Source organism: Spirosoma montaniterrae (assembly GCF_001988955.1).
GTDB lineage: Bacteria > Bacteroidota > Bacteroidia > Cytophagales > Spirosomataceae > Spirosoma > Spirosoma montaniterrae.
Window position 1 is genome coordinate 1,461,264 of record NZ_CP014263.1, and the last position, 18,590, is coordinate 1,479,853.

The 18,590-nt window shown below is 53.0% G+C and carries 18 protein-coding genes; 6 read left to right on the forward strand and 12 right to left on the reverse strand.

Annotation, left to right across the window (positions count from 1 at the left end; all coding sequences use genetic code 11):
- Window positions 1–7: 7 nt before the first annotated feature.
- Window positions 8–913 (reverse strand): LysR family transcriptional regulator, encoded by a 906-nt coding sequence (locus AWR27_RS06375; RefSeq protein WP_077130423.1) that lies wholly within the window; start codon window positions 911–913, stop codon window positions 8–10.
- A 99-nt stretch (window positions 914–1,012) separates the two neighbouring features.
- On the opposite strand from AWR27_RS06375, the gene AWR27_RS06380 reads away from it, so the two are divergent.
- On the forward strand, window positions 1,013–1,411 hold the full coding sequence (locus tag AWR27_RS06380; RefSeq protein WP_077130424.1) for a hypothetical protein: 399 nt from the start codon (window positions 1,013–1,015) through the stop codon (window positions 1,409–1,411).
- 5 nt (window positions 1,412–1,416) lie between these two features.
- Here AWR27_RS06380 and AWR27_RS06385 read toward each other — a convergent pair whose 3' ends face one another.
- The 4 genes from AWR27_RS06385 to AWR27_RS06400 form a co-directional block, all read right to left on the reverse strand.
- Window positions 1,417–3,771 (reverse strand): gliding motility-associated C-terminal domain-containing protein, encoded by a 2,355-nt coding sequence (locus AWR27_RS06385; RefSeq protein ID WP_077130425.1) that lies wholly within the window; start codon window positions 3,769–3,771, stop codon window positions 1,417–1,419.
- 204 nt (window positions 3,772–3,975) lie between these two features.
- Entirely contained in the window at window positions 3,976–4,581 is a 606-nt protein-coding gene (locus tag AWR27_RS06390; RefSeq protein WP_077130426.1) for a YceI family protein, read from the reverse strand.
- 212 nt (window positions 4,582–4,793) lie between these two features.
- Window positions 4,794–5,609 carry a PepSY-like domain-containing protein gene (locus tag AWR27_RS06395; RefSeq protein WP_077130427.1) on the reverse strand — a complete coding sequence of 272 codons (816 nt, stop codon included), beginning with the start codon at window positions 5,607–5,609 and terminating at the stop codon, window positions 4,794–4,796.
- Window positions 5,610–5,782: 173 nt separating this feature from the next.
- Entirely contained in the window at window positions 5,783–7,261 is a 1,479-nt protein-coding gene (locus AWR27_RS06400) for a S41 family peptidase (RefSeq protein ID WP_077133836.1), read from the reverse strand.
- Between the two features lie 247 nt (window positions 7,262–7,508).
- On the opposite strand from AWR27_RS06400, the gene AWR27_RS06405 reads away from it, so the two are divergent.
- From AWR27_RS06405 to AWR27_RS06415, 3 genes are all read left to right on the forward strand, one after another.
- Window positions 7,509–8,654: a sensor histidine kinase gene (locus AWR27_RS06405; protein WP_077130428.1), complete on the forward strand. Its 1,146-nt coding sequence runs from the start codon at window positions 7,509–7,511 to the stop codon at window positions 8,652–8,654.
- Window positions 8,647–9,387: a LytR/AlgR family response regulator transcription factor gene (locus tag AWR27_RS06410; protein WP_077130429.1), complete on the forward strand. Its 741-nt coding sequence runs from the start codon at window positions 8,647–8,649 to the stop codon at window positions 9,385–9,387. Before AWR27_RS06405 ends, AWR27_RS06410 begins: the two co-directional genes overlap by 8 nt.
- An 84-nt stretch (window positions 9,388–9,471) precedes the next feature.
- Window positions 9,472–10,344 carry a sugar phosphate isomerase/epimerase family protein gene (locus tag AWR27_RS06415; protein ID WP_077130430.1) on the forward strand — a complete coding sequence of 291 codons (873 nt, stop codon included), beginning with the start codon at window positions 9,472–9,474 and terminating at the stop codon, window positions 10,342–10,344.
- 67 nt (window positions 10,345–10,411) lie between these two features.
- Here AWR27_RS06415 and AWR27_RS06420 read toward each other — a convergent pair whose 3' ends face one another.
- The 4 genes from AWR27_RS06420 to AWR27_RS06435 all read right to left on the reverse strand — a co-directional run bounded on the left by AWR27_RS06420 (window position 10,412) and on the right by AWR27_RS06435 (window position 13,217).
- Complete coding sequence (locus AWR27_RS06420; protein ID WP_077130431.1) at window positions 10,412–11,827, reverse strand: PQQ-dependent sugar dehydrogenase; 1,416 nt, start codon at window positions 11,825–11,827, stop codon at window positions 10,412–10,414.
- 16 nt (window positions 11,828–11,843) lie between these two features.
- Complete coding sequence (locus AWR27_RS06425; RefSeq protein WP_077130432.1) at window positions 11,844–12,218, reverse strand: hypothetical protein; 375 nt, start codon at window positions 12,216–12,218, stop codon at window positions 11,844–11,846.
- Between the two features lie 67 nt (window positions 12,219–12,285).
- Window positions 12,286–12,771, reverse strand: a complete 486-nt coding sequence (locus AWR27_RS06430; protein ID WP_232325996.1) for a nuclear transport factor 2 family protein — start codon at window positions 12,769–12,771, stop codon at window positions 12,286–12,288.
- 53 nt (window positions 12,772–12,824) lie between these two features.
- Window positions 12,825–13,217, reverse strand: coding sequence for a helix-turn-helix domain-containing protein (locus AWR27_RS06435; protein ID WP_157579160.1), 393 nt, complete (start codon window positions 13,215–13,217; stop codon window positions 12,825–12,827).
- Between the two features lie 772 nt (window positions 13,218–13,989).
- Here AWR27_RS06435 and parS point away from each other — a divergent pair.
- The gene (parS, locus tag AWR27_RS06440) at window positions 13,990–14,394 is read left to right on the forward strand and encodes a type II RES/Xre toxin-antitoxin system antitoxin (RefSeq protein ID WP_077130435.1); all 405 of its coding nucleotides are present in this window, start codon (window positions 13,990–13,992) and stop codon (window positions 14,392–14,394) included.
- Complete coding sequence (locus tag AWR27_RS25220) at window positions 14,342–14,587, forward strand: RES family NAD+ phosphorylase (protein WP_157579162.1); 246 nt, start codon at window positions 14,342–14,344, stop codon at window positions 14,585–14,587. Before parS ends, AWR27_RS25220 begins: the two co-directional genes overlap by 53 nt.
- Here the strand turns inward: AWR27_RS25220 and acs are convergent.
- The 3 genes from acs to AWR27_RS06455 all read right to left on the reverse strand — a co-directional run bounded on the left by acs (window position 14,582) and on the right by AWR27_RS06455 (window position 18,551).
- Window positions 14,582–16,477, reverse strand: coding sequence for an acetate--CoA ligase (acs, locus tag AWR27_RS06445; RefSeq protein ID WP_077133837.1), 1,896 nt, complete (start codon window positions 16,475–16,477; stop codon window positions 14,582–14,584). The two genes, AWR27_RS25220 and acs, sit on opposite strands and share 6 nt — an antisense overlap.
- A gap of 131 nt (window positions 16,478–16,608) precedes the next feature.
- The gene (locus tag AWR27_RS06450) at window positions 16,609–16,833 is read right to left on the reverse strand and encodes a DUF6814 family protein (protein ID WP_077130436.1); all 225 of its coding nucleotides are present in this window, start codon (window positions 16,831–16,833) and stop codon (window positions 16,609–16,611) included.
- Between the two features lie 125 nt (window positions 16,834–16,958).
- A complete protein-coding gene (locus tag AWR27_RS06455; RefSeq protein WP_077130437.1) occupies window positions 16,959–18,551 on the reverse strand; it encodes an MFS transporter in 1,593 nt (530 codons plus the stop codon).
- Window positions 18,552–18,590 lie beyond the last annotated feature (39 nt).

Below are 18,590 nucleotides of genomic sequence, written 5' to 3' on the forward strand. Positions count from 1 at the left end.
GTGGAATTCAGGTAGTGATGGCGAACGCTTCGGTTTCCAGTAGCGCAACGGTTTCGCGGCAGATAGCCAGGAAGTTGTGCAACACGGGGTTAAGGTCGTCGGTGCGCCAGATGACATACATATCCGTTTTTGTGGGCAGAGGCAAAAACCGTAGCCGCAGCGAGGAGCCATGCTGATAACTGATTGGCAAAATGGCTAACCCCAGCTCTTTTTCTACCAGACGCAGTACCGTGGCTCCATAATTGGCTTCGTACACTTTGTGCGGCAGATAACCCGACTGCTCGAACAAACCCATCAGAAGTCGCCCATAGTTCAGACTCGCGTCTAACGAGCAAAGAATGAACGACTCATGGCGGCATTGCTCAAGGCCGGTAAACGGCCCAGCCGCCAGCGGGTGCGTGTCGGGTACAACCAGTGCGAGCGATTCGGCGAACAGATGCACCGACTGAATGCGAGAATCCGTGTTGACTTCGCGCGTTAATCCCACATCCACGCGGTGGCTCAACAGCGATTCAAACAACTCACGCTCACTGATTTCGGCCAGCGAGGTGGTTACGTCGGGGTAGCGACCTTTGAGCGTTACGAGCGTATCGGGCAGAATAGAATACAGGGCCGACCCCGGATGTCCGATGCGGAGCGTGCCAATCTGACCGTTGTGAACGCGCTGGGTTTGTGTCACAATGTCGGCTACAGTTAACCGCAGTTGCCGGGCCTGTGTGAGCAGGTAAGCACCAGCGGGTGTGAGGGCCACGTTTCGCTTGTCGCGTTTGAATAATAACACGCCCAGATCATCTTCCAACTGCTGAATCTGCCGACTCAGGGCGGGCTGAACAATCGCCATTTTTTCAGCCGCGCGCGAAAAATTCAACTCCTCGGCTACGGCTACGAAGAAGGCAAGCTGACGTAAGTCCATTTATGCATTTCCGCTATAAGATGATGCGAAAGTAGCATTTCCAATTATAAATCAATAGCGGCTATTTTGTAAACGGTATCATGCAAAGCCGCATCGATCATGAAAATGGTTTGTCTTTTACTCGTCGCGCTCAGTGGATTCAGTCCTGTTCTGGGGCAGGAAATTGGACATTACGACCTGTTGTCGGTTAACGAAGTCGTTCGCGGAGAAGGCTTTACGGTTACTATTACGTCTACGAAGGCGCAAACGCTGGACGTAACCGTTGAGAAACCCGTTCGGGTGTTGTCGGTCATCAGCATTCGGTCGGCCAACCGGCAATTGCTCTGCTCAGAGCAGGCCAACCGGCTCGACGGCGGCTATCGCCGGTTGTTTAATCTGGCGCACCTCGAATCGGGCCGATACTGGCTGGAAATACGAGTCGGAAAAGCCCGAATCTGGCGCGAACTTCGACTCGAATCCATCGTACAACCGTCGTTTCGGACACTAACGATGAAGTAGTCGGGCTATCGCGTCAGCACGACATAGCCGCGAATAACGGGTCGGTCGGGTACGGTATAGAGCGTATAGGGGTAAAGACCGGGCGGCATTTGTTCGCCCCTGAAAAGACCGTCGAAGGGCGTCGGATAGCCGCGTTCGGAGCGGAAAATAACTTCGCCCCAACGGTTAAAAACCGTTACGATGGCGTCGGGAAAGGCGCGGATGCCCGGAATTGTCCAGACATCGTTCATGCCGTCGTTGTTGGGAGAAAAAGCGTCGGGTATCCACACTTGCTCCAGCACCGTGATATGGATGGTGTCGCGGGCTTCGCAGCCTGTCGCGTTTTTCACGCTGACAACATACTGAATATCATTTCGGATACTCAGCACAGTTGGATTGGCCGCGCTGGGGTCATCCAGAAACGTGCTGCCCGACCACGTAAACCCGTTCGGATTGCCCGTGTAGGCGGGGTCCATCGTGAACGTATTGCCCCGGTACGTCACCATCGAGTCGGGCAGCGTAATTGTCGGGATGGGTGCCACAATTGCCGTGCGGGTCGCTACGGTGCCGGTGCATTCCGGGGCGGCTTTCACGGTGTAAGTCAGGGTATGATTGCCCACCCCGGCCTGTTTGGGGCTAAAGCCAGCCTCATCGACGCCCGGCCCGGCAAACGCGCCCCCCGGTGGGCTACCCACGAGTGCATAGGCAGGGGCATCAGGCCCGCACACGCCCGGCAGCGAATCGAACCGCACGTTGGGTGTAGGTAGCTGCGTGACAACGAACGGAGCCGACACGCCTTCGCACCCAAACAAATCCGTGGCCGTAACCACATAGCTGCCTGCCGTGCTGATTGAGAGTGGATTCGTAGCCGAAACGGCCTGTCCGTTAAACTGCCAGGCGTAGCGGGTTCCGCCCGATGCGGTTAAGGGTAGCGTACCGTTCGGGCAAAGGCGGCTCTGCCCGGAACCCGACTGAATAACGGCCTGCACAGCGGGCGACCGTTCGAGGTTAGCCGTGTCGGTTCTGAATAGGCAACCCAGCGTCGTATGCGTCAACACGGCCCAGTAGCGGCCCGGTTCGGTCGTGCGCAGCGTATCGGCGGTTTGGCCGGGCAAGCGTTGGTTGTTTCGTTCCCAGCGATACGTTACGGGGTCGGCAGTGTTGGCGGTCAGGCTTATGGCCCCGGTAGTGGCGCAGAGGTGGCCGCTGACCGAAAGTTTCGCCCCACTACCTACAACAGTGATTTTCAGCACCTCGGAGTTGCCAACTTTACTACACGTATTTTTGGTTGAAACCACCACGGTGTACTCACCTGACTCCCGCACGGCTAAAGTAGGCTGAGTGGCTCCGCTCAGATTGATGCCATCCCGACGCCATTGATAGTTCCAGTTTGCGTTGGCATTGGCAATGAGCACACTCGAATCGCCCCGGCAAATGGTAACGTCGCGCTGGGCAGGTGGCTGATTCCGAATCCGAACAACGGCATCGGGGGTGGTTACGGGCGGGCAGTCGATCACTAAAAACTGGAAGTCGCGCCGAACCTCACCGATTTTCACGCCATTACGGTACTCTGCCACGTTCACTGCAAATACAAACAACCCCAACTGATTGGCCGTAACCGACAACTGTCCCGTTTGCGGATCGACCCGTAGGGCCGGACTGCCGGGAATAGCGTTATCGGCACCGAATCCCGATGCCCAGATTACGTCGGGGTAGGGGGCTGGTGACACCTGCTGATTGCGGTCATTTTTCTGGTTGAGGGGCGTTGCCATCGAGTAGCGCAGTTCGTCGCCGTCGGGATCGGTGCCGCCGAAAGGAAATACAAACGGCTCGCCCACGCAGATGTATTCGCCATTGATAGGCGCAAAGCGGGGAGAGGAGTTGGCAACGTATTGACCGTTCTGCAACAGAGCCGGAAATTCGAGATAGAATGTGTAGCCGGTTTGAACGGCGTTTACGATATTGTTGATACCGCCATTGCGGTTGCGGGTCTGGTAGGAAATGTAGTAGCCGCCGGGGTCGTCGTAGCGAGCGGGGTCGAGCTGGATGTCAGCCGCAAACGTAGCGGCAATAAAGCGCAGATTGCGTTGGGCCGCGCAGGTTTCGTTGGCAAAAACAAGCGCTTTCCGCTGCCCGGTTTCGCTGACCGAAAAGCTCATCATCAGCGTATTGTCGCGTTTGCGGAAAATACCCAGTACGCCACCCGCCTGCTGATCGGCCCGAAAACCTGCTTCGAGGTAATTGGTTACAATAATACGAAACTGACCAGGCGTGTTGCCTATGGCCCGCATTTCGATCTCCCCGCCCACGTGGTGCGTGGCCCAGGCCGAAGCCGACAGAATCAGAAACCAGCTACAAAAGAGTAAACGATTCAATCCCATACGCCAGCCCCGTTCGTTTCGTGTATAAAGTTAAAATCTTTACTCAGTTACGCGCTTCTTTGTCAGGAAGTTAATTAAGCGGTAGATAAATTAGGAAGTGGGGGTGAGATGCCAATAAAAATAGCCCCGGCTGATTATGCCGGGGCTTTCGGGATGTTCGGCGTAGTCGTCAATTACGCTCAACCGCAGAGCGATTGATCAATTTTACTTTTTCTCAGCCGTAGCTCCGTCCTGTTTTATAAATTCGGCGTTGGCCTTCAGTTCAACTTCATCGCTCACGACCGTTACGGGAATGGTACCGAGCGAAAAATCAGACCGTTTGATCTGGCCGTTTACTTTAAAACCCACTTTATCCTGCTTGCCGTTGCGGCCTTCCTGCGTTACAGGCCCGTTCATGACCACGTCGAGCGTAACGGGTTTGGTGATGCCGTGCATGGTCAGGTTGCCCATCGCTTTGTATTTTTTGGCTTCTACTTTCTTGAACGACGTGCTTTTGAACGTTACGGTCGGGTTTTTGGCTGCGTCGAAGAAGTCGGGGCTTTTCAGGTGCGTGTCGCGCCGGTCGTTGTCGGTGTCGATGCTATTAACGTCGGCGGTCATTTCAAAGACCGCGTCGGAGAGGTCAGGCTTGCCTGATGTGATTTTGGCGTCGAAGGTTTTAAAATTACCGTCTACCTCCGACAGCATCAGGTGCGTAACGGTGAAACCAACTTTGGCGTGCGATTTATCGACGTTCCAGGTCTGGGTTTGCGCCTGAGCGAAGGGCAGAGCGAGCAGGGCAACGAGTGGGGTAACAAGCAGGCGTTTCATGTTGATACAAGGATTGTTTTCAGGAGTTAAAGTTGGCAATCCGGGTAAACCTACTGAAATCAATCTGGCCGAATGCCTGATTTTGAGAGCTGAAGAGTTAATTTTTAAGTTTAAACGCAGAGGAGCAGAGATGGCGCGGAGAACGCAGAGTTTTTCATGAGATATACTCTGTGCTCTCTGCGCTACCTCTGCTCCTCTGCGTTTAAACCTACCTATCTCCGGCGTCGGTTGGCCTGGATGAATGCGCCATCGGCGGCAAACAGGAGTTCGACTATACCCCCGCTGCTGGCCTGAACAATTACTTTAAACTGGCCCGTGCTGCTTTTACCAGCGACTTTGATTGTTGAACCGGCATAGTTCGTATTGATGTAGGCCGTTACGTTGGTGGGCAACGCGCTGGTTTCGATAAGCGTATAGTTTCGACCAAGACCGCGTACAATCTCCTGCACAAACTTACCAGTCGTATCGAACAGCAACGATTTGCGCTGGCCGTTCTGCGTAATCATCACGATATATCCCCGGTCGGGGTCGTTCACCGCCCCGTTGATGGTGGCACTGGCGTAATTGGTGGTGATGTACGAGGTAATGGCAGCAGGCAGAGCCGATACCGCTACTTTCGCCAGACTGTCACGGTTGCTCCGGCCCGGTCCACCGTGACCACGCCCCGGCCCGCCTTTGCCCCGCAGAGCCACTTCTTTGTTAAACGAACCATCGGCATTGAACAGCAAAGCTTTCCGACCATCGGCCTGTGTAATGGCAACTAAAAAATTGCCCGCGTCGTCTTTGGCGGCATAGTTGATGATGGCACTGGTGTACTTCGAGGTGATGTACGACGTAACGGTAGCGGGCAGAGCCGACACGGCAACGCGGGTCAGGCTGTCGCGGCAGTGGAAGCCGGTCGAGTCAGCACTCAGTCGGGCCGCGTTTACGGCAGAAGCGGCATCGACCGTCAAACCTTCCTGCTGGTTGCAACTCCATAGCGTTAAGCCGAACAGGGCGATCAGGCTGCTAAAGATTAACTGTTTCATGGTTATTGTTTGGTTTACAGTAGCCGATTACGCGGCCTGAAGCAGCTCCGTTGCAGTCACCCAAAAACTTTTTTAGTAGCGTATAAACACAATTTAACAAACGCCTTTCTCGTTCAGGCGCGAGTACCCCCAATCCCCTGAAGGGGGCACTCACACCGAATAAGCCAACGCGGTTATTGAATCGTTGGCAGCGTTTTCAACGCCTTAATCATGCGGCCACCCCCCGCTTTGCGCTCAATTGACGACCCAACAGACGTTAGCGGATTGGCCGTTACTGACGACGTTCGCCCACTCGATGTAGAGCCGCTGATCTGGGCCAGAGCCGCACTGAGCAGAGCCTCACGGGTGTCGCCCAGCGGTAGCAGGTTGAGTGGCTCCGAAACGGTTACGTTGGGCGCGAAGCCGGTCCAGTAATCAGACTGATTCTGGCTGTTGAACGACCGGAATACGATGGGCTGCATACCCCATTTGATCTTACCCGTTTCGTCTTCAATCGTAATCGAACCTACGTTTTTGCCCGTGGTTGTCGTGCCAATCGTAATGACGGGCATATAGGGGCGCAGTCCATTGATAATCAATTCGCTGGCTGACGCTGTGTGGTCAGTGGTGAGCACATAAAGTCGAGTCAGATTGTTGCCGATGTTCTGTGGTTTATCCAGAAAATTCTGCACAAAAAAATCATCGCCTTCCTGCCTGCGTATGATGGGCGTAACGGTAGCGTTCCACTCTTCGCGGAAGAACAATTTGCTGGCATTCACGCCTTTGCCAATCAGACTGGCGAGGTTGGCCGACGATGACGTATAACCGCCTGGATTATAGCGCAGATCGAGCACAAGTTCATTCACGCCCTGCGCTTTGAAGCTGTTGAAAATGGCATCTAATTGGGCGTCGTATTCTTTGGCAGTACTGTTGTTGGCACCCGGCACAAACTGATTATACACTACATAACCGACCTTACGACCGCCTACCGTGTAAATCGAATCTAAGAATACCGGGTTCTCCTGAAAAACCGTGGCCGTAACGGTGCGCGTCTGGTCGGTATCAGTAAGCGTAGTGCCAGTGGTTGTGGTGGTCGGCGTAGCTAAACCAAACGTGAACGTCGTAGAACCGCCAAAGAGCAGGTCGATGTAATTTGACCGGGTAAGCAGTTGACCGTTCACCTTCGAGATGATGTCGCCCCGCTTCAGACCCGAACGCTCGGCTGGCGAACCGGGCAGCACGTACAGCACCTGCACGATGATGTTATCGGACCCCGCCGACCGCAGATAAAAATCGTATTCCATGCCGGTTGTCACCGATTGTCCGCTCAAACTGGCCTGAAGTTCGTCGGCACTTTCGTTAATCCACGAAAACCGGTCGCCGTTGGGATTGGTGGTGGCATTGAACTTATTTAGCAGCGAGTCGAAGAACTTGTCAGGTGTCAGTGTCAGGTCAGGATTGGCCGGAATTTTGGTATTCCAGTAATATAAATCCCGCATGTTTTCCAGAATCCATTCGTTTACGGTCTGATTGGCCGAAACGGTGCTCGTACTGGTAGGTGTAGTGCCCGACTGGGGCGTAACGTCGTCAGTTTCCTGTTTACAGGCGGTGAAGAGCAGCCCAAAACTGGCGACAAAGAGCCAACGGGCAACAAACGAGTTGTTAATTTTCATACGATGAAGAAGCTTTGCCGACACGCACAGCCACGTGTCGTGGATAAAGGGTAATACGTTCATGTAACAAGGATTGTTGCATTATAAATCCATTAAATTAGTCAACTATTCGGTTGTGCCGACCAATGGCCCGGATGTGTCCACGAAGGCCCGAAACCGTTGGTTAGCCCGTTATTGGTCGGCAAAGGCGCGGTTTATGTCGGCAGAAACACAGTTGATTTCGTCGGGTTTTGTAGCTTGCTGACCCATGCGCTTTTTCGAACGATATCAGGCAATTCTGCACGTCGTTGGCTGGCTGGTGTTTATCGGTCTGCCTTTTCTGACGTTACCCGGTTTTCTGTTTAATCCGCAGGATTTGTTCAGCATGGGTATGGCCCAACTGCTGACAACAGCCCTGATTATCACGTATTTTTACGCCAATCTGCGTCGACTAACGCCAAATCTGCTTGGTCATAACAGTAATGGATTGTCGACGGGGTTGTCGTTGAATCGGTTTGTACTGATTATGGCAGGTATGCTCCTTAGCGTGGTGTTGATGCGGTACGCATGTTACCAGCTTTTTCCACCCTCGTTTGTTGTGCAACAGGGTACTTCCGACGGGCCACTTATATCCCGACCCTTCGGCACAGGAGTGTCCCCGCGTGACCCAAAGCCAGGCCCGCACAGCCCCTGGCCGGGTGCGCTTAGCAGCGGTATCTCGTTTGGATTTGCTATGATGGTCAGTTCGCTGATGGCGTTATTTCGGTTTCATGCCCGCAGTCAGGAGGTGCAGCAGCAGATGGCTCTCGAAAAAATATCTGCCGAGTTAGCCATGCTGAAATTGCAGGTAAGTCCGCATTTCCTGTTCAACACGCTCAACAACATCCGCTGGCTGGCCCGCAAAAAATCGGATCAGACCGAAACCGCTGTCGTGACGCTGGCGCAGTTGCTGCGCTATATGATTTATCAGGCCCGGCAAGACCGTGTGTCGCTCCGGCAGGAAATCGAACATCTAAAACATTACATCGACCTGCAAAAAATGCGGCTGACCGAAATTCATACGGTTTCATTTACCTGCGAAGGCGACCTCGACAGGCAGCAGATTGAGCCGTTGCTGTTTATTCCATTCGTAGAAAATGCGTTTAAGTATGGCATTCACGGGCAAAAACCGAGTCATATTCGTATCTGGCTTACCGTTACTGACGAACAGCTTACCTTTGGTGTAGAGAATCCGGTTTTCGACGTGCCCACCGTTCCGAAACCCGTATCGTCCGAAGAAACCGGTTCGGGTATTGGTATCGAAAACGTGCGGCACCGGCTGAGGCTACACTACCCCGACCAGCACGCGCTGACGCTGACCAATGCCAACAACCGCTTTCGCGTATTGCTGACCCTGCACCTCGCTCATGACTAAACTGCGCTGCATCGCTATTGACGACGAACCGTTCGCGCTCGATATGCTGGCCGACGACATTCGGAAAGTACCATTTTTAGACTTGATCGACCAGTTTTCAAGCCCGCTCGAAGCCTACGACCGGCTCCAGCAAAATAATGTCGATCTGTTGTTTCTCGACATTCAGATGCCCACACTGACCGGCATTCAGTTTCTGCGAACGCTGACCCAGCCGCCGATGGTGATTCTGACTACCGCCTACGAGCAGTACGCGCTTGAGGGCTATGACCTCGACGTGGTGGATTACCTGCTGAAACCGATTCCGTTCGAGCGGTTCATGAAAGCCGTCACCAAAGCGCGGGAACTGTTCCGGCTTCGGCAACCCGCCCTGCAAACCAATGAGTCAACCCCGCCCGTAGCCGACACGCCCGAACCGCAGCGCACGTTTTTCTTCATCTTCTCGGAATACCGGGAGATCCGAATTTTCCATGATGAGGTGCTGTATGTGGAAGGGCTGAAAGATTACGTAAAGATTTTCACGACTCAGCAACCCCGCCCTTTGCTGAGCCGCCTGACGCTCAAGGCCATCGAAGCCAAACTACCCGCAGACCGGTTTTGCCGTGTACACAAATCGTTCATTGTGGCGTTGGATAAGATAAGCTCGTTTCAGCGAACGAACTTGTATATTGGCCGCCAGGAAATTCCTGTCGGCAGCAGCTACGCCGACGAGTTTATTCGTCGGTATGGGGCCTGATTTTTAATTGTTCTCAAACTAAATAGTTGCCCACTTACACAAGCGGGCGACTTACGTTGCCCGCTTATTAAAACAAAAAACTCTATGAACAGACGTCAGGTACTTAAAATCAGCGCGTTAGCCACGTCGACTGCGCTGCTCCCTTCGGCCCGGTTGCTGGCTGCATCGCCCAAACGGGTGGGCCTACAACTCTATACGTTGCGCGAAGACATGGCGAAAGACCCCGACGCCACGCTGAAGCGGGTGGCCCAGATTGGCTACAAAGAAGTTGAATCGTTTGGCTATGGCGATGGCAAATTTTTCGGGAAGACGCCGAAACAGTACGCAGCTTTGCTAAAAGACCTCGGTCTCAGCACGCCCAGCGGCCACTACATGACGGGCAACGTGATGATGAAAGGCGAAGGTACGCTGACCAACAACTGGAAACGCGCCGTTGACGATGCCGCCGAAGTGGGCCAGAAATACATGGTCTGCGCCTACCTGTTTCCGCCCGAGCGGACAAAGATTGACGACTACAAAAAATTTGCTGAGTTGTTCAATAAATCGGCAGAGGTATGCCGGGCGGCTGGTATTCAGTTCGCCTACCACAATCACGATTTTGAGTTTCAGCCACTTGACGGTCAGATGCCTTACGACCTGCTGCTGACCAACACGGACCCAGCACTGGTGAAGATGGAACTGGACCTCTACTGGACAACCTTTGCCGGGCAAGACCCTGTGGCGTTGTTCAAAAAACATCCAGGCCGGTTCCCGCTCTGGCACATCAAAGATATGGCGAAAACGCCCCAGCGGGAGTTCGCCGAAGTTGGCACGGGCAGCATCGACTTTCAACGTATTTTCGACGCGCAAAAAACGGCTGGTCTGACGAATTACTTTGTTGAGCAGGACGTTGCCAAACGCCCCCCGCTCGAAGCTATCGAGATCAGCTACAAAAACATGCAAAAACTGTCGGTTTAATTCAGTACATATAGAACCAAAAAACGCCGGGCTGTGAGTCCGGCGTTTTTGGTTCTATATGTACTTATTACTGCGCCATTGGCACCAGCCGGAACACGTAGCCGGGGTCTTCAACGGATACGTAGATGTAGCCATCCGGCCCCATATCGACGTTGCGGAGCCGACCGATATTTTTCAGAATATTTTCCTGTTTCACCACTTTATCGCCCTCGATTACGCAGCGATTCAGGTACTGAAACCGCAGCGAGCCGACCATTAGGTTGCCTGCCCAACCGGGATATTTGTTGCCCGTTACGAACGCCATTCCGCTCGGCCCAATCGACGGTAGCCAGTAGGTGAGGGGCTGTTCCATGCCTTCTTTGGCGGTCAGGCTCGTAATTGGTTTGCCATCGTAGTTGATGCCGTAGCAGATGACCGGCCAGCCGTAATTCGCTGATTTTCTGACGATATTGATTTCATCACCTCCGCGCGGGCCGTGTTCGTGTGTCCAGACGGCCCCTGTGTTGGGGTTCACGGCCATGCCCTGCGGGTTACGGTGGCCGTAGGAGAACACCGATGCATGGGCGTCGGATTTGCCCACAAACGGGTTGTCTTTGGGAATCCGGCCATCATCGTGCAGGCGGTGTACTTTACCCGCGTCGCGGCTTAGCGATTGCGGATTTTCTTTCTCATTGCCCCGGTCGCCTACGGTTACGTACAGATAGCCGCTTTTGTCGAACGCCAGCCGCGAACCGTAGTGGTGGCGGGTTTTCGAGTAGGGGAGTGCTTCAAAAATTACCTTCGGCTCGGTCAGCGCATTGCCCGATAGTTTGGCCCGCATCACTGCCGTGGTTGCCAGCTTTTCACCGCCCTCTTCTTTTGGCACCGAATAAGACAGATAAATAAACTGATTTTTAGCAAAATTGGGGTGAATTTCTACGTCGAGCATACCACCCTGACCCTCGGCCACTACCGCCGGAACGCCCGACAGCTTCGTTTTTTGCCCGGCTTTATCGACCCGATAAACGTCGCCCGCCCGGTCGGTCACGAGCATACCGCCATCAGGCAGGAACGTCAGCCCCCACGGCGATTTCAGCCCACTTGCCACCGTATCTAACTTCACCGTCATGCCTTCCGACGCGAACACGTTTGAGGTGGGCTTGCTGGCGAATTTGTACTGATCTACGTTTTTCAAACTCACCAGGATGAGGTCGGCCAACTCGTCGATTTCTTTATCGGTCATCACACCTTTCCAGGCGGGCATACCCAGATCGGTATACCCGTTGGTAACACTGGTGATCAGATCGTTTTTGGCGTTACCATGTTTCCACTTGCGATCAACAAAAGCTTCTACTTTCTCGCCGTGGCACGACGCACAGTACGTCTCGTAGTTTTCGCGGGCAGTTTTGGCCTTGCCTTGATTAGAGTTCGGTGCCGGTTCAGCCAGAAAACTACTGAGGGCAAAAACGGCCACGAAGGCCATGCCGATGGTGTAACGGAGCATGATGGTATTTTTTAGATTAAAATGCAGCAGCGGGGCGGGTTCTACTTAGACGAATTAAGCCAGCGCAGGCCCGCCTGAAAATAGTCATGCAGTTTTTTATGTATTGACGGGCATCATCATTTTCCGAAACAAACTCAACGACAAAAGCTGGAATGGCATTATCGCCAGTAGCCATTTTCTGAAATTGCTCACGAGAAAACAAGGCTACGTCTGGCCGACGCATTACCTCTATTTGTTTCATACTGGTGGTGGGTTCCAGAACGCCGTTGTTGAATTCGTACACGTAATTATCATCCGACTCCCAGCGCAGAAATTCGGCCTTCGTCATTGTTAGACCGGCGTATTTTGGAATGCCATATCGCTCGTTATAGGCTACTGTCAGCGTCTCCATTATGATTGGTTATCTTCATTCAAAGATACAAAAAACGCCGAACCTCTCAGTCCGGCGTTTTTTTGTATCATGGGTAGTTGCCAATGTGCCACTTCCAGGCTTTGTTCTCTGTGGAAATAAACTCCCGAAAGTCGAGTGGCCCCTTCACGAAATACTCCCTCCAGAAACTGATTTTACCATTTTGCAACTGTACAACAGCCACTCCGGTCACGGCACTTTTCGTTAGGGTATTACCAAACGTAAACTCCCCGGTTCCGGTTTGCTTTTGTTCATCGAACCACAAATTATGAAACGTCATGGTTGTTCCCTTCTTCAGCGCACCGAAATAAGGCTTTAGCTGCGTATGGCCTCTATAAAACTGCTGGTCGGGCGGCTGCATGTACACGGCATCGGGCGTGAAACAGGCCAATGCCTGCTGCGTATTTTGGGTTGTCCAGGCTGTTGCAAGCTGGTTCATCAATTCCCGAAAACGCGCGTCATCCATCGCTTGTTCATGTGGTTGACACGACAGCAAAGTCAGGATGAATAATCCCATAGCGAAAGTCATTTTCATACGCATCCGTTCGCGTTTGAATAGCTCTGACGTATAGATATGCACTGGCCGACTTAGGCATGATCCAGAATGAACCCGGCGTCGATGTTTAGCTTTGTGCGCAACTTTTTGGCTAATGCCAGATTGATTGAACGTTTGCCGCGTAGCACTTCTGATAAGCGTGTTTCGGGAATTTCCAGCAGAGCTGCCATATCCCGTTGACTGGCTTTGCGCTCATACATCTTAAACTGAATCATCTCCGGGATGCTTTGCGGGACTTTAATAGGCATCAATGGGAGACTGTCTTCATAGGCTTCAGCCGCTATCGATAGCCGGGCCAGTTCATCGCCTTCGTCGGGCATTAAGGCTGCAAAACCCCCACCCGCCGTCGCTTTCTGTAAGTAGGTTTCAATCCGGACCATTAAGGCCAGATACAGATAGTCCGTTTGGTTGGTTGGTGTCTGCATACCGGCAAAGTCAAATGGTTGTACAGTCAATTGTGAAGGTAGTACGTTTGTAAATATAGTCGAAACCCGGTCTGCTCATCTAACAAAATTAACGTTGAACCAGCAAGTTTAACCTGTTTATAACGCCACTTTACCAGCATGTGTGCGCAGAACAAAAATTTGGTGGTCTGTGTTTAACTTATACCATTTTGACTTGGCTATGACGTATTGCTGACGCGAGTGAGACGCAAAGGATTGCGTCTCTACGTCGGATGGTCAACCGTAGAGACGCAACCCTTTGCGTCTCCTCATGCGTCAGCAATACGTCATAGATGATTCCATTGGGTATTAGCTGAGACATAACGGCAAAACTACATAATGCAAAAGCAACTGGAAATAGAACCATTTAAAACCCACTTTGAAAAATTTCTCAATTTTTTGGGTCAGTACAATAAAAATCGTAGAGCTAATAAATGTGTTTTACATTTAGAGAAACCTTTAAAGGATGCTTCAAGTCAGGTTAGTTGGTTTTTAAAACGAAAATAAAAACCAACTTTTAACTAACTTTCTGCACAGAAATAATGGTGTGTAAGCCAAATTCAATTTGAACGTACTGTCTGGTTCTATCCATCAATTCAACATAAGCTGACTCTTCAAGACTCTTAGGCTTAACAGTTGACGATAAGGAGATGGCACAAAGGCGTATTTCCTAACTGGTCGGGCTGAACCCATGAAAAAAATGTCAGTTGACAGTCTAATGGCATGTAAATTAGTGCCAGATAACACGAAGCTAATGGACTTCGCAACCGATACCGACTGGACGGGCAACGGCTTCGCCATCGTTGAGCAGGCCCGCGCAGGCGTCAGCCGGGCCAGAGCCGATGAACTTGCCCGACCGCTGGGCCTGACCGACAAAGAAATGGCCCGGATGCTTAACCTCTCCGAACGGACATTCCACCGGCTGCGGCCCGACGCCCGTTTCGATAGCAACGCGTCGGAACGGCTCTTGTTGCTGGAGGTGCTGATTCAGCATGGCCTTTCGGTGTTCGATGGCCGGGCCGACGTGCTGGGCCGCTGGCTGCACGGCCCACTGCCCGAACTGCGCGACCAGGCCCCTGTTGTACTCTTGGACACCACTACCGGTTTTGGTATGGTGCATACCGTACTGGGCCGTATCGAACACGGCGTTTACGCCTGAGTTTCTACATGACAACCACCGCTTTCTGGCCGACTGGCTTAACCAGCCCGACAGGCTGGCTCTCGGCGTACCGTCGGCGGTGGTGCCCGACTCGTATAACATCCTGCTGCATCCGCTACACCCGGCCTACCGACGCGTTGAGGTTATACGCACGTCTGTCTTTCCTGTCGATGCGCGTTTGTGGATTTCATAACGCCCCTGCTTTAATCTCATCTACAACGGCTGGGTCGAGCAGCGTGGTCGTGTCACCTAAGTTACTGGTGTCGCCCTCGGCGATTTTGCGAAGGATTCGGCGCATGATTTTGCCCGAACGGGTTTTGGGCAGGCCCGTCACGAACTGGATTTTGTCGGGTTTGGCAATTGGGCCGATTACGCGGCTGACCGTCGCCAGAATGTCGCGCTTGGTCAGGTCGGCGTCGTGGTCGGCGGGCATGGCGTCGGCAATGACGTAGGCGTAGATGCCTTGTCCCTTGATGTCGTGCGGATAGCCTACTACCGCGCTCTCAACTACGCCCGTGTGCATGTTGATGGCATTTTCGACCTCCGCCGTACCGATGCGATGCCCCGATACGTTCAGCACGTCGTCGACGCGGCCCGTGATGCGGTAGTAACCGTCTTCGTCGCGCAGGCAGCCATCGCCCGTAAAATACAGTCCGGGATAAGCCGAAAAGTACGTTTGGCGGCAACGTTCGTGATCGCCCCAGGTGGTGCGCAACATGCCCGGCCACGGAAACTTCATGCACAGATTGCCCGACACGCCGTTGCCCTCAATTTCTTTCCCGTTTTCATCGACCAAAACCGGCTGAACGCCCGGCAGCGGCAGCGTAGCGAAGGTGGGTTTCGTTTTCGTGACGCCGGCAACAGGCGAAATTAAGATACCGCCTGTTTCGGTCTGCCACCACGTATCTACGATAGGGCAGCGGTTTTTGCCGATGTGGTCGTCGTACCAGTGCCAGGCTTCGGCGTTGATGGGTTCGCCTACTGAGCCGAGCACCTTCAGGCTGCTTAGATCGTGGTTCTCTACTTTCTCCAGCCCAAAGCCCATCAGCGACCGAATGGCCGTTGGAGCCGTGTACAGAATGTTGACCTGGTGTTTATCGACAATATCCCAGAACCGCCCGCAGTCGGGCCAGGTTGGTACGCCCTCGAAGAGCAACGAAGTAGCTCCGCAAGCCAGTGGGCCATATACGATGTAGCTGTGTCCGGTAATCCAGCCGATGTCTGCCGTGCAGAAAAACGTTTGGTTTTCCTCATACTGGAACACATTCTGGAACGTGTAGGCGGCATAAACCATATAGCCCCCGCAGGTGTGCACCACGCCCTTTGGCTTGCCCGTTGAGCCGGACGTATATAAAATAAACAGTACGTCTTCGGCATCCATTTCTTCGGCGGGGCAGTCGGCGGTTACTTGTTTGAGTTCCTGCTCCATCCACACGTCGCGGCCTTTCAGCATGGCAACGGGCGTGCGGGTGCGCGTCATCACGATTACTTTTTCGACGCTGGGACAGCCAATCAGCGCGTCATCGACCACGCTTTTGAGCGGAATTTCTTTGTTGCCCCGGTACGCCCCATCGGCAGTGATGACCAATCGGCACTGGGCGTCGTTGATACGGTCGGCAATGCTTTGGGCCGAGAAGCCGCCAAATACCACCGAGTGAATAGCTCCAATGCGGGCGCAGGCCAGCACGGCAATTGCCAGTTCGGGCACCATCGGCATGTAGATACATACCCGGTCGCCTTTACCAACGCCATTGCGTTTCAACACATTCGCCATACGACAGACCTGCTCGTGCAGCATTCGGTAGGTCAGGGTCATGCCTGCTTCGGCGGGGTCGTTGGGTTCCCAGATGATGGCGGGCTGATCGCCCCGTGTAAGCAGGTGCCGGTCGAGGCAGTTTTCAGTAATGTTGAGTTTGCCGCCCTGAAACCATTTTACGTTAGGTTCGTCAAAATTCCACTGTAGCACCCGTTTCCAGGGTTTACGCCATTGAAATTCCTGAGCAATTTCGGCCCAGAAAGTTTCGGGGTCTTCGATACTGTGTTGGTAAGCAGCCTGATACTCGTCAAAGGTTCGGATACGCATAGGGAGAAACGAAAAGGTGAGAGGGTAAACGAGCGAATGCTGACACTCGCGTAAATCGCTCTGCAAAATTAGTGGTTGATAAATTGCTATTGCGTATAGTGATGGGGTAAGGTTGCTAAATAATTATAGCACTACTCATAGCTATCGTACTCTCCCTGCAACGCGTACCAGCCGAAGGTAATCATGCCACCAACAATGATGGGCATAAGAATGAACAGGATGATAATACCAAATACCAGATCATCGGTCTTGCCAGTACTGAGTTTAGGTAGGCCGAAATCGACAGTACCGTAATACCCTACTACGGCGGCCAATGCCAGCCAAAGAATTCCCGCGTATTTTTTCAGCATGTTCATGTGTTGAAGAGATTATGTAAGGTTGTTACGCAGAGATGCGCCGAGGAAAATGGAGACACCCTGAGGGGTTTCTCTGCGCAGCTCTTTTTTCTCCGTGCATCTCTGCGTAATAACCTCATCTTAAGTTAGTCATCGATTTTTGTGTCTTTCCCATTAATATAAAGCAGGCCAATAACGAAGCAGACGGCAGTTACGGCAATAGGATACCATAACCCTTCGAGATATGGAGCCGCGTAGGGGAGGGCAGTGCCAGCTTCTTTTGCCGCCGTGTTGGCACTGTTGGCGTTCGTGGCTAAGTAAGTGGCTACGGCAGGCATCAGACCTCCGAATACGCCGTTGCCGATATGATACGGCAGCGACATCGACGTGTACCGAATGCGGGTTGGGAACAATTCTACCAGGAAAGCCGCAATCGGGCCATATACCATCGTTACGAGCAGCACCTGCGCGAAAACCAACCAGATCAGCGTCCATCGGTCGCTGTCGTTAAGCATAACAGTCTGTTTGATGTCGGGTCGGGCTGCGTTTGGCGCGTCGGTGGCCGAAGGGTCTATTTTCGTTGTGGTTACATCGGTGGTCGTGGTGCCGTCGGTGAATGTGCGCTTCACTGTCTCGGTGCGAATCATTCCGCCGGGTGTTTTTGGATCGCGGGCCGAAGTGGTTTCGAGGATCGTTCGACTGGGTATCTCAATGCGGTTGTTCAGGCTCATAGCCTCGTACATCCGCTGATAGATAGGCCGATAAGCAAACACAGCCAGTAGCATGCCCACCATCATAATACCCTTACGCCCGATTTTGTCGGACAGCCAGCCGAAAATGACGAAAAAGGGCGTACCCATCAGCAATGCAATGGTCATTAACCCGTCGGTCTGCATCTTGTCGACATGGCCGATTTTTTCGATAAAACTCAGTGCATAAAACTGTCCGGTATAAAAAATAACGCCCTGCCCCATTGTGGCTCCAAACAGAGCCAGCAGCACAAATTTGAAGTTAAACCGATTGCCGAAACTCTCTTTCAGTGGGTTAGTAGCCGTTTTACCTTCGGCTTTGGCTTTGGCAAATAATGGCGACTCGCTCATGTTTCGGCGAATCAGGTACGACACGCCCACCATGAACACCGATGCCCAGAACGGCACCCGCCAGCCCCAGTCGTCGAAAGCTTCTTTGCTCAGAGCCAGCCGCGTACCCATAATCACCAGCAGCGATACAAACAGACCTGCCGTGGCCGTAGTCTGAATCCAGGACGTCCAGTAGCCACGTTGATGAACTGGCGCGTGTTCGGCCACGTAGGTCGCTGCTCCGCCATATTCGCCACCGAGAGCCAAGCCTTGCAAAAGTCTGAGGATCAGCACTAAAAGCGGGGCTAAGAAACCAATAGTTTCGTAGCCCGGCACCAGGCCGATGGCGAAGGTAGCTCCGCCCATCAGCAGCAGCGTGACCATAAACGTGTACTTCCGACCAATCAGATCGCCAAGTCGCCCGAAGAACAGCGCACCGAAAGGCCGCACGACAAACCCGGCAGCAAAAGTGGCCAGCGTACTCAGGAAAGCCGCCGTGGAGTTGCCTTCCGGGAAAAACTTGGTAGCCAGCACCGATGCCAGCGACCCGAAGATGTAAAAATCATACCACTCGATAAGCGTACCGACTGACGAAGCGCCGATTACACTGTAGAGACTACTTTTGTTCGCTGTCCCAGTGGCGGTTGGTTGCGTGACCATTATTTAATGTGTAATGATGAATGCGTAATGAGTAGCACG